General features: G+C 63.7%; 14 protein-coding genes. 12 read left to right on the forward strand and 2 right to left on the reverse strand.

Translation table 11 applies throughout. The features are described from left to right. The first annotated feature begins 45 nt into the window (after positions 1–45). The 7 genes from BRAS3843_RS26705 to BRAS3843_RS26735 are packed head-to-tail and all read left to right on the forward strand — an operon-like array spanning position 46 to position 7,610. Positions 46–1,164, forward strand: coding sequence for an FAD-dependent oxidoreductase (locus tag BRAS3843_RS26705; RefSeq protein ID WP_008972232.1), 1,119 nt, complete (start codon positions 46–48; stop codon positions 1,162–1,164). Next, positions 1,145–1,441, forward strand: coding sequence for a (2Fe-2S)-binding protein (locus BRAS3843_RS26710; protein WP_008972233.1), 297 nt, complete (start codon positions 1,145–1,147; stop codon positions 1,439–1,441). Before BRAS3843_RS26705 ends, BRAS3843_RS26710 begins: the two co-directional genes overlap by 20 nt. Beyond that, the gene (locus BRAS3843_RS26715) at positions 1,438–2,841 is read left to right on the forward strand and encodes an NAD(P)/FAD-dependent oxidoreductase (protein ID WP_008972234.1); all 1,404 of its coding nucleotides are present in this window, start codon (positions 1,438–1,440) and stop codon (positions 2,839–2,841) included. Before BRAS3843_RS26710 ends, BRAS3843_RS26715 begins: the two co-directional genes overlap by 4 nt. After that, on the forward strand, positions 2,838–3,968 hold the full coding sequence (locus BRAS3843_RS26720) for an FAD-dependent oxidoreductase (protein WP_008972235.1): 1,131 nt from the start codon (positions 2,838–2,840) through the stop codon (positions 3,966–3,968). Before BRAS3843_RS26715 ends, BRAS3843_RS26720 begins: the two co-directional genes overlap by 4 nt. Beyond that, on the forward strand, positions 3,965–4,909 hold the full coding sequence (locus tag BRAS3843_RS26725) for an ABC transporter permease (RefSeq protein ID WP_008972236.1): 945 nt from the start codon (positions 3,965–3,967) through the stop codon (positions 4,907–4,909). The genes BRAS3843_RS26720 and BRAS3843_RS26725 overlap by 4 nt, the downstream gene beginning before the upstream one ends. Then, positions 4,906–5,769 carry an ABC transporter permease gene (locus BRAS3843_RS26730; RefSeq protein WP_008972237.1) on the forward strand — a complete coding sequence of 288 codons (864 nt, stop codon included), beginning with the start codon at positions 4,906–4,908 and terminating at the stop codon, positions 5,767–5,769. The genes BRAS3843_RS26725 and BRAS3843_RS26730 overlap by 4 nt, the downstream gene beginning before the upstream one ends. After that, the gene (locus BRAS3843_RS26735; RefSeq protein ID WP_008972238.1) at positions 5,766–7,610 is read left to right on the forward strand and encodes an ABC transporter ATP-binding protein; all 1,845 of its coding nucleotides are present in this window, start codon (positions 5,766–5,768) and stop codon (positions 7,608–7,610) included. The genes BRAS3843_RS26730 and BRAS3843_RS26735 overlap by 4 nt, the downstream gene beginning before the upstream one ends. 765 nt (positions 7,611–8,375) lie before the next feature. Here BRAS3843_RS26735 and BRAS3843_RS26740 read toward each other — a convergent pair. Beyond that, on the reverse strand, positions 8,376–9,608 hold the full coding sequence (locus BRAS3843_RS26740) for a transporter substrate-binding domain-containing protein (RefSeq protein WP_244425478.1): 1,233 nt from the start codon (positions 9,606–9,608) through the stop codon (positions 8,376–8,378). A gap of 560 nt (positions 9,609–10,168) precedes the next feature. Next, positions 10,169–10,933 carry a phosphonate metabolism transcriptional regulator PhnF gene (gene phnF, locus BRAS3843_RS26745; protein ID WP_008972241.1) on the reverse strand — a complete coding sequence of 255 codons (765 nt, stop codon included), beginning with the start codon at positions 10,931–10,933 and terminating at the stop codon, positions 10,169–10,171. Between the two features lie 196 nt (positions 10,934–11,129). On the opposite strand from phnF, the gene BRAS3843_RS26750 reads away from it, so the two are divergent. The 5 genes from BRAS3843_RS26750 to BRAS3843_RS39045 form a co-directional block, all read left to right on the forward strand. Continuing rightward, positions 11,130–12,329 (forward strand): ABC transporter ATP-binding protein, encoded by a 1,200-nt coding sequence (locus BRAS3843_RS26750; protein WP_008972242.1) that lies wholly within the window; start codon positions 11,130–11,132, stop codon positions 12,327–12,329. Between the two features lie 92 nt (positions 12,330–12,421). Then, the gene (locus BRAS3843_RS26755; protein ID WP_035982853.1) at positions 12,422–13,282 is read left to right on the forward strand and encodes a sugar ABC transporter permease; all 861 of its coding nucleotides are present in this window, start codon (positions 12,422–12,424) and stop codon (positions 13,280–13,282) included. Then, a complete protein-coding gene (locus tag BRAS3843_RS26760; RefSeq protein WP_008972244.1) occupies positions 13,279–14,121 on the forward strand; it encodes a carbohydrate ABC transporter permease in 843 nt (280 codons plus the stop codon). Before BRAS3843_RS26755 ends, BRAS3843_RS26760 begins: the two co-directional genes overlap by 4 nt. Positions 14,122–14,139: 18 nt before the next feature. Beyond that, a complete protein-coding gene (locus tag BRAS3843_RS26765; RefSeq protein WP_008972245.1) occupies positions 14,140–15,393 on the forward strand; it encodes an ABC transporter substrate-binding protein in 1,254 nt (417 codons plus the stop codon). Between the two features lie 134 nt (positions 15,394–15,527). Continuing rightward, positions 15,528–16,063: class I SAM-dependent methyltransferase (locus BRAS3843_RS39045; protein WP_175361156.1), on the forward strand; the 536-nt coding region annotated here is incomplete at its 3' end.

Raw genomic sequence — 16,063 nt, forward strand, 5'->3', positions numbered from 1 at the left:
AATACGAGCCGCGCCCCTACGGTCATATTCTGACAGGGGCTCTTGATGCAACCGGACATTGTCGTGATTGGAGGAGGGACGGTCGGCGCTGCCGTTGCCTATGGGCTGGCGATGCGGCGGCAGAAAGTCCTGCTGCTCGACGGCGACGACGGCGATTTCCGCGCGGCGCGCGCGAATTTCGGACTGGTCTGGCTGCAGGGCAAAGGGCTCGATATGCCAGCGTACCAGGCGCTCACCAGATCGAGCACCGAACTCTGGCGCGGCTTTTCCGACGAGCTCGAGGCCGAAAGCGGGATTGAACTCTTCCTCGAGCAGAACGGCGGACTTGCCTTTTGCCTGGGCGAGGAGGGTCTGGAAAAACGCCGCCTCGACCTGTTGCGTCTGCACAACCAGCGGGGCGGAGGCGAGCCCGACTGGGAGATGCTCGACCGGGCTGCTCTGGAGCGTCTGTTGCCGGGAGTGGCGCTCGGTCCAAAGGTTGCGGGCGCCAGCTTCGGCCGACGGGACGGGCATGCAAATCCGCTGCGGCTGCTGGCGGCGCTGCATGTGGCGCTGCTGCGCCGGGGCGCCAATGTTCGCCATCGGGCGCGGGTCAATCGAATTGAGCCTGCGGGTGCGGATTTTCGCCTCGTCCTCAACGGCGAGACGTTGACGGCGCCGCGGATCGTCATTGCAGCTGGGCTTGGGTCCTCGGCGCTGGCGCGGCAGGTCGGCCTCGAAGTGCCGCTGCGACCGGAACGTGGACAGGTACTCGTCACTGAGCGCCTCGCGCGCTTCCTGCCGCTGCCGGCGAGCGGCCTGCGCCAGACGGACGAAGGCACGATCATGATCGGCGCGACCAAGGATGGCCACGATTTCGACGTCTCGACAACGACCGAGGCTGCCGCCAGCTTGAGCCGCAAGACGACCGAGATCATTCCGGCGTTGGCCGGCGTCAGACTCGTCCGGCACTGGGCAGGCCTCAGAATCATGACGCCCGACAGCTACCCGATTTACGCGGAATCACGATCCCATCCTGGCGCGTTCGTCGCGATCTGCCATTCAGGCGTGACGCTCGCGGCCGTCCATGCCAGCTTGCTGGCCGAAGCGATCGCTGAGGGCTCTCTGCCCGACACCTTTTCCCCCTTCCATCAGAGACGCTTTGATGTTCCGCAAGCTGCATAATCCAGGCTCGGCCACCGTCACGATCTACATCGACGGCTGCGCCGTCACGGCGGAAGCAGGCGAAAGCATCGCCGCCGTGATGCTGCGCCAGCCGACGGGCTGGAGCCGAACGACATCCATCTCGCAAAGCCCGCGCGCGCCCTATTGCATGATGGGCGTCTGTTTCGAGTGCCTGGTTGCCGTCGATGGCAAAGGCTCGCTGCAAGGATGTCTGACACCGGTTCGTGACGGCATGCGCGTCACCCGGCAGCAAGGCCGCCGGAGCCTATCCGCGTGACCGCACCCCATACCGATCTCCTGATCGTCGGCGCCGGTCCCGCGGGGATGGCTGCTGCCGTCACGGCTTGCAGCCACGGCCTTTCCGTGCGCGTGGTCGATGATCAGCCGGCGCCCGGCGGCCAGATCTGGCGTGCCATCGAAACCGTCGCATCGACACCGCGTTTGGCACGGCTCGGACAGGCCTACCGCGCAGGGGCCGATCGCGCTCGCGCCTTCCGGTCCTGCGGCGCCGTGTACGAGCCGCAGAGCGAGCTCTGGCAGATCGAACCTGGCTTCCGGGCTTTCCTGACACGGGACGGTCAGGCTCGCAGCGTGACAGCCGATGCGGTCATTCTCGCCACCGGTGCGCAGGAGCGGCCGGTGCCGTTTCCCGGCTGGACGTTGCCAGGCGTGCTGACGGTCGGAGCGGCACAGATCCTGCTCAAGACAGCCAGCACAGTGCCGGAAAGACCCGTGTGGATCGCCGGCTGCGGGCCACTGCCTTTGCTCTACATGACGCAACTTCTCGCCGCGGGCGGACAGATCGCCGGTTTCCTCGATACCACGCCGCGCGGGCGCGCCAGCGCCGCGCTGCGCCACCTGCCAGCGGGTCTGCGCCGGGCAGGCGAGCTCGCAAAGGGGCTCGCCTGGTCACTGGCACTGAGACGCGCCGGGATTCCGATCATCCGTCACGTGACGGACCTACGCGCTGAAGGCGACGGACGCGTTGAACGCCTGCGCTATCGCACCGAGGACGGCCGCGAAGGCGAGGTCACCGCCGAGGTGCTGCTGGTCCACGAGGGCTTGGTGCCGAGCATCCATGTGCCGCTGGCGCTGGGTTGCACGGTGGAATGGCATCCCGCTCAGCACTGCTACGTGCCGCTGCTGGATGGATGGGGTGAGACCTCGCAGGCCAACCTCTTTGTCGCTGGTGACGGAGCCGGCATCGGCGGGGCCGAAGCAGCCGAGCCACGTGGACGACTTGCCGCGTTGCGGGTCGCCACACGCCTCGGAAAGCTCGATGCTGTCCGCGCCGAGCGGGCCGCAAAGACGGAGCGCGCCGCGCTCGCCCGTGCGCTTGCCCTGCGGCCCTTCCTCGATACCCTCTACGGCCCGCGAGCGCAGGTTTTCGCGCCCGCCGACGAGACGCTGGTCTGCCGCTGTGAGGAGGTCACGGCCGGCGCGTTGCGCGCGCGTGCAGTCGAGGGGCGGCCCGGCCCCAATCAGCTCAAGGCCTTCACGCGCGCCGGCATGGGTCCCTGCCAGGGCCGACAATGCGGCTACACCATGGCTCATATCGTTGCCGCCGCGCAGAACCGGAAGGTGGAGGAGGTGGGCTTCTTCCGCATCCGGCCGCCGCTGAAGCCGGTCACACTCGGCGAACTGGCTTGTCTCGACCAGCGGGAGCCGGCGGCATGAATGCCGAAGCGTTCGACGCAGCCGTGATCGGCGGTGGACTGCACGGCTTGTCGGCAGCATTGCATCTGGCCCGTGCCAGACGACGGGTGGTGGTGATCGAGCGCCGCTGGACAGGGCGCCATGCCTCCGGCGCGACGGCGGCCGGCGTGCGCACACTCAATCGAGATGTCGCGGAGATCCCGATTTCGCTCGAGGCCATGGACAGCTGGCACGAGATCGAGAGACTGGTTGGAGACGACTGCGGATTTCATTCCACCGGCCAGCTCCTGGTCGCCGAGACCGAGGAGCACATGGCAGGCCTGCATCGGCGGGAAGCGCGCATGCGCCAGCTCGGCTATCGTCACGAGGAGATCATTGATGCCGCGGAGTTGCGACATCTCGTGCCCGCCCTGAGCCGGCATTGCGTGGGCGCTCTTATCGCCCGGTGCGACGGTGCTGCCGATCCGCACCGAACGATCCTCGCGTTCCGTCGCGCATGCGAGGCGCAGCGCGTCGTCATCGCGGAAGGCTGCGGCATCGAAGCGGTCTCCCATGAGCGCGGAATCTGGCTTCTCAGCTGCGGAGCTCACCGCTTCCAGGCTCCGATGGTCGTCAACGCGGCCGGCGCATGGGCTGGCCGGGTCGCGGCGCTGTTCGGCGATGACATCGCGCTCGGCGTGCGTGCTTCGATGATGATCGTGACGGAGCGTGTTGCGCCGCTGCTCGAACCCGTCGTCGGCGTTGTCGGCCGCGCGCTCTCCTTCAAGCAGTCGGACCAGGGCACGCTCGTGATCGGCGGCGGCCTGCAGGGCGCCGCCGATCTCGACCGCGAGCGTAGCACGGTGAGCTTCAACGAATTGGCGAAGGGGGCGCGCGCCGCGGCCGACCTCTTCCCGGCCGCCCGCGACGTGCGTATTGCCCGCTGCTGGACCGGGATCGAAGCGCAGACCTCCGATCGTCTGCCCGTGATCGGCGCCTCGCCCAAGGCACCCGGGCTTCTCCATGCTTTCGGGTTCTCGGGACACGGCTTTCAGCTCGTCCCGATCGTCGGCGCCATTCTCGCGGAGTTGGCCGTTCACGGGCGCACGAGGCGCAATATCGCAGTCTTCACGCCGCGGCGACTGATGGGGGAGGGGATTGCGGCATGATGCATTATCTCCTCAGGCGGCTGCTTCTCGTCATTCCGACACTGCTGATCATGCTGACCGCGGTTTTCGTGCTGGTCCGCCTCGTGCCGGGCGATACCGCCTCGGTGATTCTCGGTGATCAGGCGAGTGCGGCTTCGCTCGCCGCGCTCAGGGCGAGACTGGGGCTCGATCAGCCGATCTATGTCCAATATCTCACCTTCGTCGGCAAGGTGCTGACCGGCGATCTCGGCCAGTCGCTCAGCACCGGCCGCAGTGTGATCAGCGAGGTTCTTCAAGTCCTGCCCTCGACGATCCAGCTCACGGTTGCTGCGATTGCGATCGGGCTTTTTCTCGGCCTGCCGCTCGGCATCGTCGCGGCGCTCAACCGCAATGGTTGGATCGACTACGCCTCACGCGTCGTCTCGCTGGTCGGACTGTCCTTCCCGGCCTTCGTCTCCGGCATCCTCATGTTGATCGTCTTTGCAATCCAGCTCGGCTGGTTTCCGGTGCTCGGCAACACCAGCGGCTCCGGCGATCTCGTCGATGGGCTGCGCGCCCTCGTGCTGCCGGCGCTTAATCTCGGCATCATCATGACGGCTTATGTGGCGCGCGTGACGCGCGCAGCGATGCTCGGTGTGCTGACGGAGGACTACATTCGGACCGCGCGCGCCAAGGGGGTGCGGCCGCGCCAGTTGGTCATGACGCACGCGCTGCGGAACAGCCTGATCCCGATCATCACCGTCGTGGGACTCTATTTCGGCACCCTGATCGGTAACTCGGTTCTGACGGAGATCATCTTCAACCGTCCAGGCCTCGGCAAGCTGATCATCGGCGCATTGAATGCCCGTGACTATACCCTGCTGCAGGGACTGATGATCATCTTTGCCGTCTGCGTGATCATCGTGAACACGTTGACCGATCTAGCCTACGGGCTGGTCGATCCGAGGGTGGAATACACATGACCGCCGTCGTCACCGTCGAGATGCGGCCGGGCGGCCTGTGGCTTGCCCTCATGCAAAACAAGCTGGCATGGGTTGGGATCGTCCTGCTCGCGCTCATTGTTGTCATCGCGGTCTTCGGGCCGTGGCTTGCGCCTCACGATCCGCTCGAGCAGAACATCGTGGCGCGACTCGATCCGCCGTCGCCCGATTTCTGGCTCGGCACGGACTCCTATGGCCGCGATGTGCTGTCGCGGCTCATCTACGGCGCGCGGGTCTCGCTCGTCGTCGGCTTCGTTGCGATCCTGATCGCAATGGTGATCGGTACCGCGATCGGTGTGCTGGCCGGCTATGTCGGCGGCATGTTCGACCAGCTCGTCATGGGCGTGCTCGACGTGCTGCTTGCCTTCCCGACACTCCTGCTCGGGCTGATGATCGCCGCCATGCTCGGCGCGAGCCTGCACAACCTGATCATTGCAATCGCGGTGACCGAGATCGCGCCCTTCGCCCGCGTCGCCCGCGCGCCGACCATCACCTTGCGCCAGCGCGAGTTCGTCGAGGCGGGACGAGCGTATGGCTGCGGCCCGGTTCGCATCATGACGCACCACATCCTGCCGAACATGATCTCGGATGTGGTCGTGATGAGCTCGCTCTGGCTCGCTTCGGCAATTCGTACCGAAGCCTCGCTGTCCTTCATCGGGCTTGGCGTGCCGCCGCCGACCGCGACCTGGGGCAGCATGGTCCGCGAGGGCTTCGAGAACATCCTCGACGCCTGGTGGCTGGCCGTCTTCCCGAGCCTCGCCATCCTGGTGACGGTCCTTGCTTTGAATCTCCTTGGCGACGCTCTGCGCGACGCGTCCGACCCGAGGTCTCGCGCCCGATGAGCGCTCCGATCGTCTCGGTGTCGAACCTGAGCTGCTGCTTTCGCGTCGGCGGGACGTGGCGGCCCGTCGTGCGCAATCTCTCGCTCGAGATCGCGCCGAAGGAGACGCTTGCGATCGTCGGTGAGTCCGGCTCCGGCAAGAGCGTGACCGCACTCTCGATCATGCGGCTGATGCCGCCGGGTGCGAGCAGGATCGAAGGCTCGATCAAGCTGAACGGCGGGGAGCTGCTGACGCTGCCCGAGGCCAAGATGCGCGACATACGCGGCAACGAGATCGCAATGATCTTCCAGGAGCCGATGACCTCGCTCAACCCGGTGCTGACGATCGGTTTCCAGATCACCGAGACCCTGAGTCTGCATCGCGGCCTGTCGCGCACCGCGGCCGAGGCCGAGACGATCCGCTTGCTGGATCGGGTCCGCATACCCGCAGCGAAGGCGCGCTTCCACGAATATCCGCATCGCTTCTCGGGCGGCATGCGCCAGCGCGTGATGATCGCCATGGCGCTGGCCTGCCGGCCGAAGCTGCTGATTGCCGATGAGCCGACCACCGCGCTCGATGTGACCATCCAGGCGCAGATCCTCGAGCTCCTCAAGTCGCTGCAGGACGAGGAAGGCATGTCCGTCCTGTTCATCACCCACGACATGGGCGTGGTCGCCGAGATCGCCGACCGGACGGTCGTCATGTTCAACGGAGAGCAGGTCGAGGCCGGTCGGACCGAGGACATCTTCGCCGTTCCCCGGAAGCCTTACACGAAGGCGCTGCTCGCCGCAGTGCCGAAGCTCGGCTCGATGGCCGGCAAGGCTCGGCCAATGCGCTTCCCGATCGTCGACCGCACGACGGGCGGCTCAGACGCGCCGGGCGAGGTGCCGGACACCGTGAAGGCGACGGAGCGGCCGGTGCTGGAGGTCACAGGGCTGACGACACGCTTCGACATACGGGGTGGCGTGCTCTCGACGGTTCGCGGCCGCGTGCATGCGGTTGAGAATGTCTCTTTCAGGCTGAGTGCAGGTGAGACACTGGCGCTGGTCGGCGAATCCGGGTGCGGCAAGTCGACGATCGGCCGCTCGTTGATGCGGATGGTCCAGCCACTCTCCGGATCGGTACTGCTCGACAATATCGATCTGCTGAAGCTTGGCCACACCGAGCTCCGTGCGCAGCGCAAGGGCATGCAGATGATTTTCCAGGATCCCTTTGCCTCGCTCAATCCGCGCATGAACATCGGCACGGCCATCGCCGAGCCGCTGGTGATCAACAACATCGTCCGCCGCTCCGAGGCGCGCGGCAAGGTCATCGATCTGCTGAAACAGGTAGGCTTGTCTCCTGAGATGGCCTACCGCTTCCCGCACGAATTCTCTGGCGGACAGCGCCAGCGCATCTGCATCGCCCGGGCGCTCGCGCTCGAGCCCCGCGTCATTGTGGCGGACGAAGCGGTCTCTGCGCTCGACGTCTCGGTCAAGGCGCAGGTCGTCAACCTGATGTTCGACCTGCAGGCCCGGATGGGGCTCGGCTATCTCTTCATCTCGCACGACATGGCCGTGGTGGAGCGGGTCAGCCATCGGGTCGCGGTGATGTACCTCGGGGAGATCGTCGAGATCGGGCCACGCGACGCAGTGTTCCAGAACCCGCAGCACCCCTACACCAAACGCCTGCTGGCAGCCGTGCCGATCGCCGAACCGGCGCGGCGTCGATTGAAGCGTCGGGTCTCGGACGAGGAGCTCATGAGCCCGGTGCGATCGCCTGATTACGCCCCGCCGGCGCGGCAGTACCGGGAGGTCTCGCCTGATCATGTTGTGACGGTCTGGGGCGAGGAGTGGGAGGGCAGGGAATCCGGTTCCGCGTGAGACCGGCCGCCGTGCTGAAGCCAGCCTGCGCAACGGCATGTATTTTTCCACGATCTCTCGCGTGGCCTCGTCAATTCACTCGATGTGGTCAAACTCGGCGATTTCGTCGCGCAACCTGCGAAAATCATCCGCGGACAAGGGGTGACCATCGGGGCGCGCAGCGGAGCTTCTTTGGGCCGGATGCTGTCGACCATGGACATCCTCCGACGCAGCCTAGATAACGACCCCGTGCAGCGGGGATGAAGCGCGGGGCCTGACAACAAGCTCCTGGGCACGGCCTGGATCTTGAAGATAACGTGACGGCGCGCTTTCCATTCCTGACCTGTCGTACTCGGCTCCGTCTCATTCTTGCCGCACGATCTGAAATGAGAGCGCGTGAAGTCGAAGTCAGGGAATCAACCTGCCGATCGGCAACTCAAGGGGTCACGACGCCCGGCATCGCCGTGCAGGATCAGATCGTCAGGAGGAATGCGCATGCAAGCTCGCGAGCATGGGGCCGCCCCAGTGTCTAGTCACGAGACCGACGGTTTGCACCAAGCGCAATACGTGATTGGGCATACTGGTCGAGACGCCTTCATTGCCACCGAAGGACCGGACTAGCATCAAGCGAGACATGCTTCCGTACCCGGGACCGGGACACATCGCCTGGGCGCAAAGCTGACGCGGTGGTCCGCGTTATCCTAACGCGAGTCCTTCACTAGCCGGATAGTAGTTTCAGCCTACGATCGCTGCTTACGTCGGGCCAATCGTGGAGCCCACGCCCGTTCAATTCATTGTCCGCCCGAGATAACGGAACAAAACTTCCTTCCACGAGTCGGTCTCTTGCGTGTCAAGCAATACGACGTTGATCCGCTTGCGCAACGGGCTGTCGCGCCGCAATGCGATCGCGTAGTCCTGAGGCTCAAATGTCACCTCGCTGAGATCAGCTGTGAGTCCGCCTCGGCGGATCATCCATGCAAGAATAGGCCTGTCATAGACGAAGGCGTCGATCGAACCATTCTTTAGCGCGTCAAAGCCCTTTTGAGGTGAGATCACGGTCTTGTATCTTATCCGCATTCCCATAAGGGCTTCCTCGGTCGCCGTTCCTTGCACGACTCCCACGCGCACGCTGGAAAGATCAGCGGCGCTGTTCACCATGCCGTGCAGCCGCTTCGTGGTGAGCGTCGAGGTGATACCGGCCGTGAAAACTGCGATTGCAATTACTGAGACCACCATCCAAATGACGGCCACCACGCGTCCGGCCAAAGTCATTGGAATCACGCTGGCGTCAGCGCGCTGCGTCATCGCATTGGCGGACCAGAACACTCCCGAGCTGAGTCCGCGTATCATCCCGCCGCCGAATCCTTCGTTGCTGCGACGCTCGAATAGCCAGATGAGAACCCCGGCGAGAAGAGCCAGGCCGAGTAGGGCGCCGATGGCCTGCAGGAAACTGTAGGATGTGATTGAATGAAAAACGGGTAGCCAGCTCGCGATACGGTCGCTCTGTACGGCTACGCCGGTCCCGGTGTGAAAATAGGGAGTCGTGAAATCCACCTTCCGCTCTCGCTCGGCTGTCACCGTGATAGCAGCTACGGCGACATCATATCGGCCCTCGTTCAGCCCATCGATCAGCGACTGAACGGTGTCGGTCTCTTCAAAGCGATATTGCAATCCCAGCTGGTTGGAGACTCGATTCCAAAGATCGATGCTGATGCCCGTCCATTTGCCACTTTGGTCTTTCATCGCGAAGGGAGGCGCCTCCTTTGTTCCCACAACCAATACCTGGGGTAATCCCATCGTCTCAGCTGAACTTCCGACAGTCTGCAGCGGCAAAGCGGCCGCCAAGGCTATTGCGAAAAGCCCAGACTTGCACAGCCGGGGGATTGCAATGTGCCGATGCCGGCGCTGCCGATGATGAGAGTTCTTTGCCTCTGGCATCGGTGCGCGCCTGGCTAGTTTGCTGAGCTCCTCTGCCCGTCTGTGAAAATATCTCGGCGAGTGCATCCTTTCGATGTTCATGACAACGCTCCTAGCTGTCGTCCCTCCAGATTATAACAGCATGGCACGGCCACCAAAGGTTGCTATTCACGATTGGCAACACCGCCAGGCGGATACCGATTGGCCGATCTGAGACGGCCGTTTGTGATCGGGCGCTTCGGCGCCACGGTTGGGCACGGCTTTCGCGGTAGCGCGTGATCTTTGGCCGCGGTCGCACGGGTAAGGCCGAACAGGTGCCGCGCTGCTATCGAGCCATTCCACGAGTAGCGGTTCTATCGGAAGCGCAAGTGTCGCCACGCCTCTCCGCAGTTGGCAGCGTGATGCTTCTATACGGGATGCACGCGCGTTTTGCGGGAAGATTTTGCGTTCGGCCTCCCGCTAATCGCAGGTCACAGAGTCCTCAAATCGGTCGGACCCCGCCGAACGCGCGCAGCACAACAGCATCCAAAAAATCTCCCAGGGAGGATAGCTGCGCTGGCGCTTGGGCACTCAACGCCGTCAAGGTCCGCAGGACTATCATCGCTCATCACGAAGGATAGGGCGACGTAGCAGGTTACATCGGCCATTTGGGACTGAGGACGTCAGCCTTGCTTCTCGAAGCCTGACAGGTCTGCTTCGCCGTGCTTCACCACGAACTGAACACGTTCCCCTGCAAACCTGGTCTCGTGGTAGACGATCGGGCGCCTGTCGCGATCGATGTCGACGCTTTCGACAGCAAGGATCGGCGTCACGACTGATTGTCGCAGATGCCGGACCTCCTCCTCAGAAGGGTTGCGCGCAATCACGCGGGTCATCTCGCGGGTATAATCGTGAACGCCGTAACGCGCGAGTGTCTTCGTGATCGACATGGTCTCGCGATACAACTCACCGAAACCCTGAAACCGGCGGGCGGGAAGGTATGTGTCGCCAATGCTGATCGGGATGCCGTCCGCTTCGCCGATGACCCGAATAAAAATCGACATTTCCCCGTCGGCCATGGCCAGTGCCGAGCATGCCCGATCGTGAGCCTTGCGCTCGTTCACCTCCAGAAGCGTGCGGCTGGGCTCGCGACCCTGCAGGGCAACGTTGGTGCTGAAGCGCGTGCGCTCTCCGATCTCATAGTCGATCACGGCGGGGACCAGATAGGAGCCGCCCCCCTTGCGCTTGAAGACGATCCCGCGCTGGACGAGGCCGGCGATGGCTTGACGTGCTGTATGGCGGTTGACGCCGAAGCGCTCGGCCAACTCGTGCTCGGACGGCAATCGTCCCGCACCGTCGAAGCGGCCGCCCCGAATATCCTGCAGCAGCTTGTGCTCAAGCCGCTTCCACAGGGGGTCTTGAGAGTCTGCCGACGGTTTGGGTCGCATCCGCACGTTCGCTCGAATCAGAATGGAACAGGCCTTGTGGCCATGATTCCCCAACAGGACTGGCACTGCCACAAGACGCCTGCCGAATCTTTGACGGCATCAGCAGTTTTGAGTGTCATCCGCCTGTTGCAAAACCTGTCTAGACAGATTTTATCGCCAAGTCGAGAAGGACTTGAGCGCAGAGCGGAATATAAGGATGGCAGCGATCAGCCTTGACAGGCTATCGAAAAGGTATGGCGGCAATCCCGTGCTGGATGCCGTTTCTCTCGATATCCAGGACGGGGAGTTTCTCACGCTGCTCGGGCCGTCGGGCTGCGGAAAGTCCACGCTTCTGCGGGTCATCGCAGGTCTCGAGTCTCAGGATTCCGGTGGCGTCGCGATCGGCGGCGTTGCCGTCGACGGGCTGCGCCCGAAGCAGCGTGACGTCGCCATGGTCTTTCAGTCCTACGCGCTCTACCCGCACATGACGGTCGCGGCCAATATGGCGCTGCCGTTGAAGATGCGTCGGCTGACGCTGTTGCAGCGATTGCCGATCGTATGCCGTCTTCTCGCGAGAACGCGAGCCACGCTCCGTCAGATCGAGGAGGATGTGCGCCGAACGGCGGCCGCGCTCGAGATCGAGCATGTCCTTGACCGCAAGCCCGGTCAGCTCTCCGGCGGCCAACGTCAACGTGTCGCGGTCGGCCGTGCGATGGTGCGCCGTCCGTCGGTATTCCTGATGGATGAGCCGCTCTCCAATCTTGATGCCAAGTTGCGCGTCACCATGCGCGCGGAAATCAAGGAGCTGCATCGCAGGCTCGGCGTCACGTTTGTCTATGTCACGCACGACCAGGCCGAGGCTATGACACTCTCGGACCGCGTCGCCGTGATGCTCGACGGCAAGCTGCGGCAGGTCGGTCGACCCCTGGAGATCTACGCCGATCCGGCCGAGCGGCGCGTAGCCGAGTTCATCGGCTCGCCCAAGATCACCATGATCGAAGCTCGCGTCGGCGAGGGTGGGCAGGTTCATGTCGGCAGCCGTCTGCTTCCGATTGAGACGGCCCAGCCGCCGGGTAGCCTGATTGTTCTCGGCATCCGGCCGGAAGCCTTCACGCTCGTGGCTCCGGGCGCGGAAGGGGAGTTGTTGGCCGGACGGGTGCGGCTCGTCGAACATCTGGGCTCCGATCTCTACATCCATCTCGAAGGAGCGGGACAGGCCGAACCTGTGATCGCGCGGCTCGATGCGGCGCAAGCGCCACATATCGGCATCGGCGAGCAGATCCATCTGGCGGTGCACGCCGAACGGATGTTGCTGTTTGCATCGGACGGACGGCGCATTCGCGCTGCTACCGACCGCCGACCTGTCGCCGTCGTCAGCGGCTTGAGGGCCGCGGCCAGAGCCGAGTATGCGCGATGAGTGCGGTGAACGCTCCTTCATACGACGCGTCCTCGCGCCAGCCAGACGGTATACGACAGGTGAGGGCGCTCCCGAGGCGCAGGCCCGGCGAGGTGTTTGCAGCCGTCGCGCTCGCCGGTCCCGCGATGGCGCTGCTGCTCGTGCTCTTCATTCTGCCGGTGGTTGCGATCGTTGCCGTCGCGGTGACTGACTGGCAGTTCGGCACCAGGAGCTTGAACTTTATCGGCCTGGCGAATTTTAGGGCGATCTTCGCGGACGACATCTTTCTCGCTTCGCTGCGCAACACGGCCATCTATGTATCAATCGTGATGCCGGGCACCGTCCTCGGCGGCCTTGCCATCGCGCTGCTGATCGAGAGCGGTGATAGCCTGCGCGGCTTCTATCGCGCCATCCACTTTCTGCCATTCATGGCCACGCTTGCGGCCATGGCGACCGTTTGGGAGGCGCTCCTGCATCCCACCATCGGCCTCGTCAACAACACGTTCGCGGCGGTCGGCTTGCCTACCGCCAACTGGCTGCGCGACGAGACGACGGTGCTGCCGGTGCTCGCCGTCATCGGTATCTGGCAGAATCTCGGCTTTGCCATGGTGCTGTTCCTCGCGGGCCTCAAGAGCATTCCGCAGGACCTCTATGACGCAGCCGACATCGACGGCGCCGACCAGTGGCTCGACCGGTTGATCACCGTGACCCTGCCGATGCTGGGTCCGATCGCCATGTTCGTCGTCGTTGTGGTGGCGCTCAGAGCCTTCGAAGCCTTCGATACCGTGCAGATCCTGACCCAGGGCGGCCCAGGCCATGCCTCCGAGCTGCTGCTCCATACCCTCTATCGGGAGAGCTTCGAATTCCTGCGAGCCGGCTATGGAGCCGCCATCACCGTCGTCTTTCTCGTCATCGCGATAACCCTTACGCTGATCCAGGCCCGTCTCATCGACAAGAGGGTACACTATCAATGAGCCGGGCCGATCATCGACTGTCGTGGCCGGTAGCGATGGCGCGTCATGCGTTGCTGCTTGCCGGCAGCGGGCTGATGCTCCTGCCATTCGTCTGGATGATCAGCCTGTCGCTGAAGCCTCCGGAAGAGATATTCCGAAGCTCCTTCTCGCTCCTGCCCCAGCACTGGTATGTGATCGAGAACTACGCGAAGGCACTGACGGCGGCGGCGCTGCCGCGCTACATGGCGAATGGCGTCCTCGTCTGCGCTTCGATCCTGGCGCTGCAGATCCTGATCTGCGCTCCCTGCGCCTATGCGCTCGCCAAGCTGGAATTCGCCGGTCGCGATCTCCTGTTCCGCCTCGTCCTGGTCGGCCTGCTCATCCCCCATCAGGTGCTGGCGGTGCCCCTCTTCATCCTCGGCTACCGCGTCGGCCTCCTCAACAGCTATGCCGCGCTGATCTTCCCCTTTGTCGTCTCCCCCTTCGGCATCTTCCTGTTCCGGCAGTTCTTCAGATCGATTCCCGATGAGATCGTCCATGCGGCGAGACTGGATGGTCTCTCCGAGCTCGCGATCGTCTGGCGCATCATGCTGCCGATGGCGATGCCGACCATCGTCGCCTTCTCGATCCTCTCCGTTGTCGCGCATTGGAACGACCTGTTCTGGCCCCTGATTGCGGTAAAGTCGCCGAAGCTGATGCCGCCGGCGCTCGGCGTCGTCATCTTCCGCGGCGGCGAGGCCAGCACCGAGTATGGCCCGCTGATGGCCGGAGCGGTGCTTGTGATCCTGCCGCTCGTGCTTGCCTTCATCGTCGTCCAGCGGTGGTTTATCGAAGGGCTGACCTCGACTTCCCTGAAATAACGATCTGGCGGACGTGCGATGCGGACCTGTTTGGCGACCTTTGTTGTTTGCGGACTGATCGGATGGGCGACGAGCCTTGCCCACGCCACCAATCTACAGGTGCTCTATGCCTTCGACCGGACGACGGCTCAGGCGCATCAGGAGATCAAGGAGCGCTTTGAAAAGGAAAATCCTGATATCACCGTCGAGTTTCTCACCGCTGCGCAGAACTACGAAGACGCCTCGCAGAGCATCATCCGAAGTGCCATGATCGGCGACCTTCCGGACGTGACATTTCAGGGACTCAATCTGCTACGCAGTCTGGTCGACCGCGACATCGCCGTTCCGCTCGATCCCTTCATCGTGCACGACGGAGGCGCGGGCAAGCTCGGCTACGATGCGGCCATGCTGCGGGCTGGAGGATTGAACGGCAAGACCTTTGGCATTCCCTTCGCGGTTTCGACGCCTCTCCTCTATCTGAATGCCGATCTGGTCAGAGCGGCCGGTATCGACATCAACGCCTTCCCGACGCGTTGGCAGGATATCGTCGCACTCGGCAAGAAGATCGACGATCCCGGGCGGAACATCGTCGGCTTCTATTTCCAGTGGGACATCACCGGCAACTGGATGTTCCAGAGCCTGCTGTTCGCCAATGGCGGAAGCATGATGTCGCCGGATGAGAAGGCTATCGCCTTCGATCAGCCGCCAGGGAAGGCCGCGCTCGAAACGCTGGAGCTTTTCGCGAAGGCGAAGATGCCGAACCTGCCGACGAGCCAGTCGCGATCGGCATTCATGGCCGGCAGGATCGGCATCTTCGCCGACTCCAGCTCCAATCTTGGCACGGCGATACGACAGGTCGGCAAATCCTTCGAGCTGCGCACCTTGCGCTTTCCGCTTGGTGTGGCGGATGGACGGCTGCCGGCCGGGGGCAATCTCGCGGTCATGTTGACCAGGGATCTGCAGAAACAGGCCGCGGCGTGGAAATATATCAGGTTTGCCACGGGCCCGGTCGGCCAGACCATCATGGCCCGACATACCGGCTATCTGCCGAGCAACAGCATCGCGATCAACACGCCCGAACTGCTCGGCGATTTCTACAAGGCCAATGCCAATTTTCAGGCCAACATCGCCCAGGTTCCGATCCTGACGGGGTGGTACGCCTTTCCGGGGCCGAACGCGGTCAAGATCATCGACGTGATCAAAGGGCATACCGAGGCCGTGGTCACCGGCAAGAAGACCGCCGACGAGACGATGCCTGCTTTGACCGCCGATGTTCGCAAGCTACTGGAGTGATCGGGATGACGCAGGGCCACCTCAATCTGCAAAGCGAAAGCCCCTATGACGGGCTCGCCAATCGCTACGATCGCGCGCGGCCGGATTATCCGCCTGCCGCGCTTGCAATCTTATCGGCGCAAGCGGGTGACCTCGTGGCAGACGTCGGCGCCGGCACCGGCCTCTTCAGCCGCCAATTGGCGCAAACGCTTTCTAAAGCCCGCGTCATCGGCGTCGAGCCCAGCGCGGATATGCGACGTGCAGCAGAAGCGGCCTCGCGCGATATCCCGAACCTGTCCTTCGTCGCTGGAGCCGCTGAAAACCTGCCATTCCCGGACCGCAGTCTCGCGCTCGTGACGGCAGCGACAGCGGCGCACTGGTTTGACCGGCCGGTGTTCTATGAGCAGGCGTTCCGATGCCTGCGCGAAGATGGCCAACTCGCGATCGTGCAGAATGTGCGGCGCTGGTGGGACAGTCCCTTTCTGGCCGCCTATGAGGAATTGCACGAAGACACGGTGCAAGGCTATCGGCGCAACACCTTTCCGGCTGGCAGCGGCCGCTACGCGACGTTGGATGTTGCGGACGAATTGCGGCGACTTGCACCCGCAAGCGACGTGCAGGAACACGCTTTCGGCTGGCGGATGCCCATGGAACGCGACGTGTTCATTACCTTCAGTTTGTTCGTCCACCA

It is taken from the genome of Bradyrhizobium sp. STM 3843, assembly GCF_000239815.1.
In the GTDB taxonomy this organism is placed as follows: domain Bacteria; phylum Pseudomonadota; class Alphaproteobacteria; order Rhizobiales; family Xanthobacteraceae; genus Bradyrhizobium.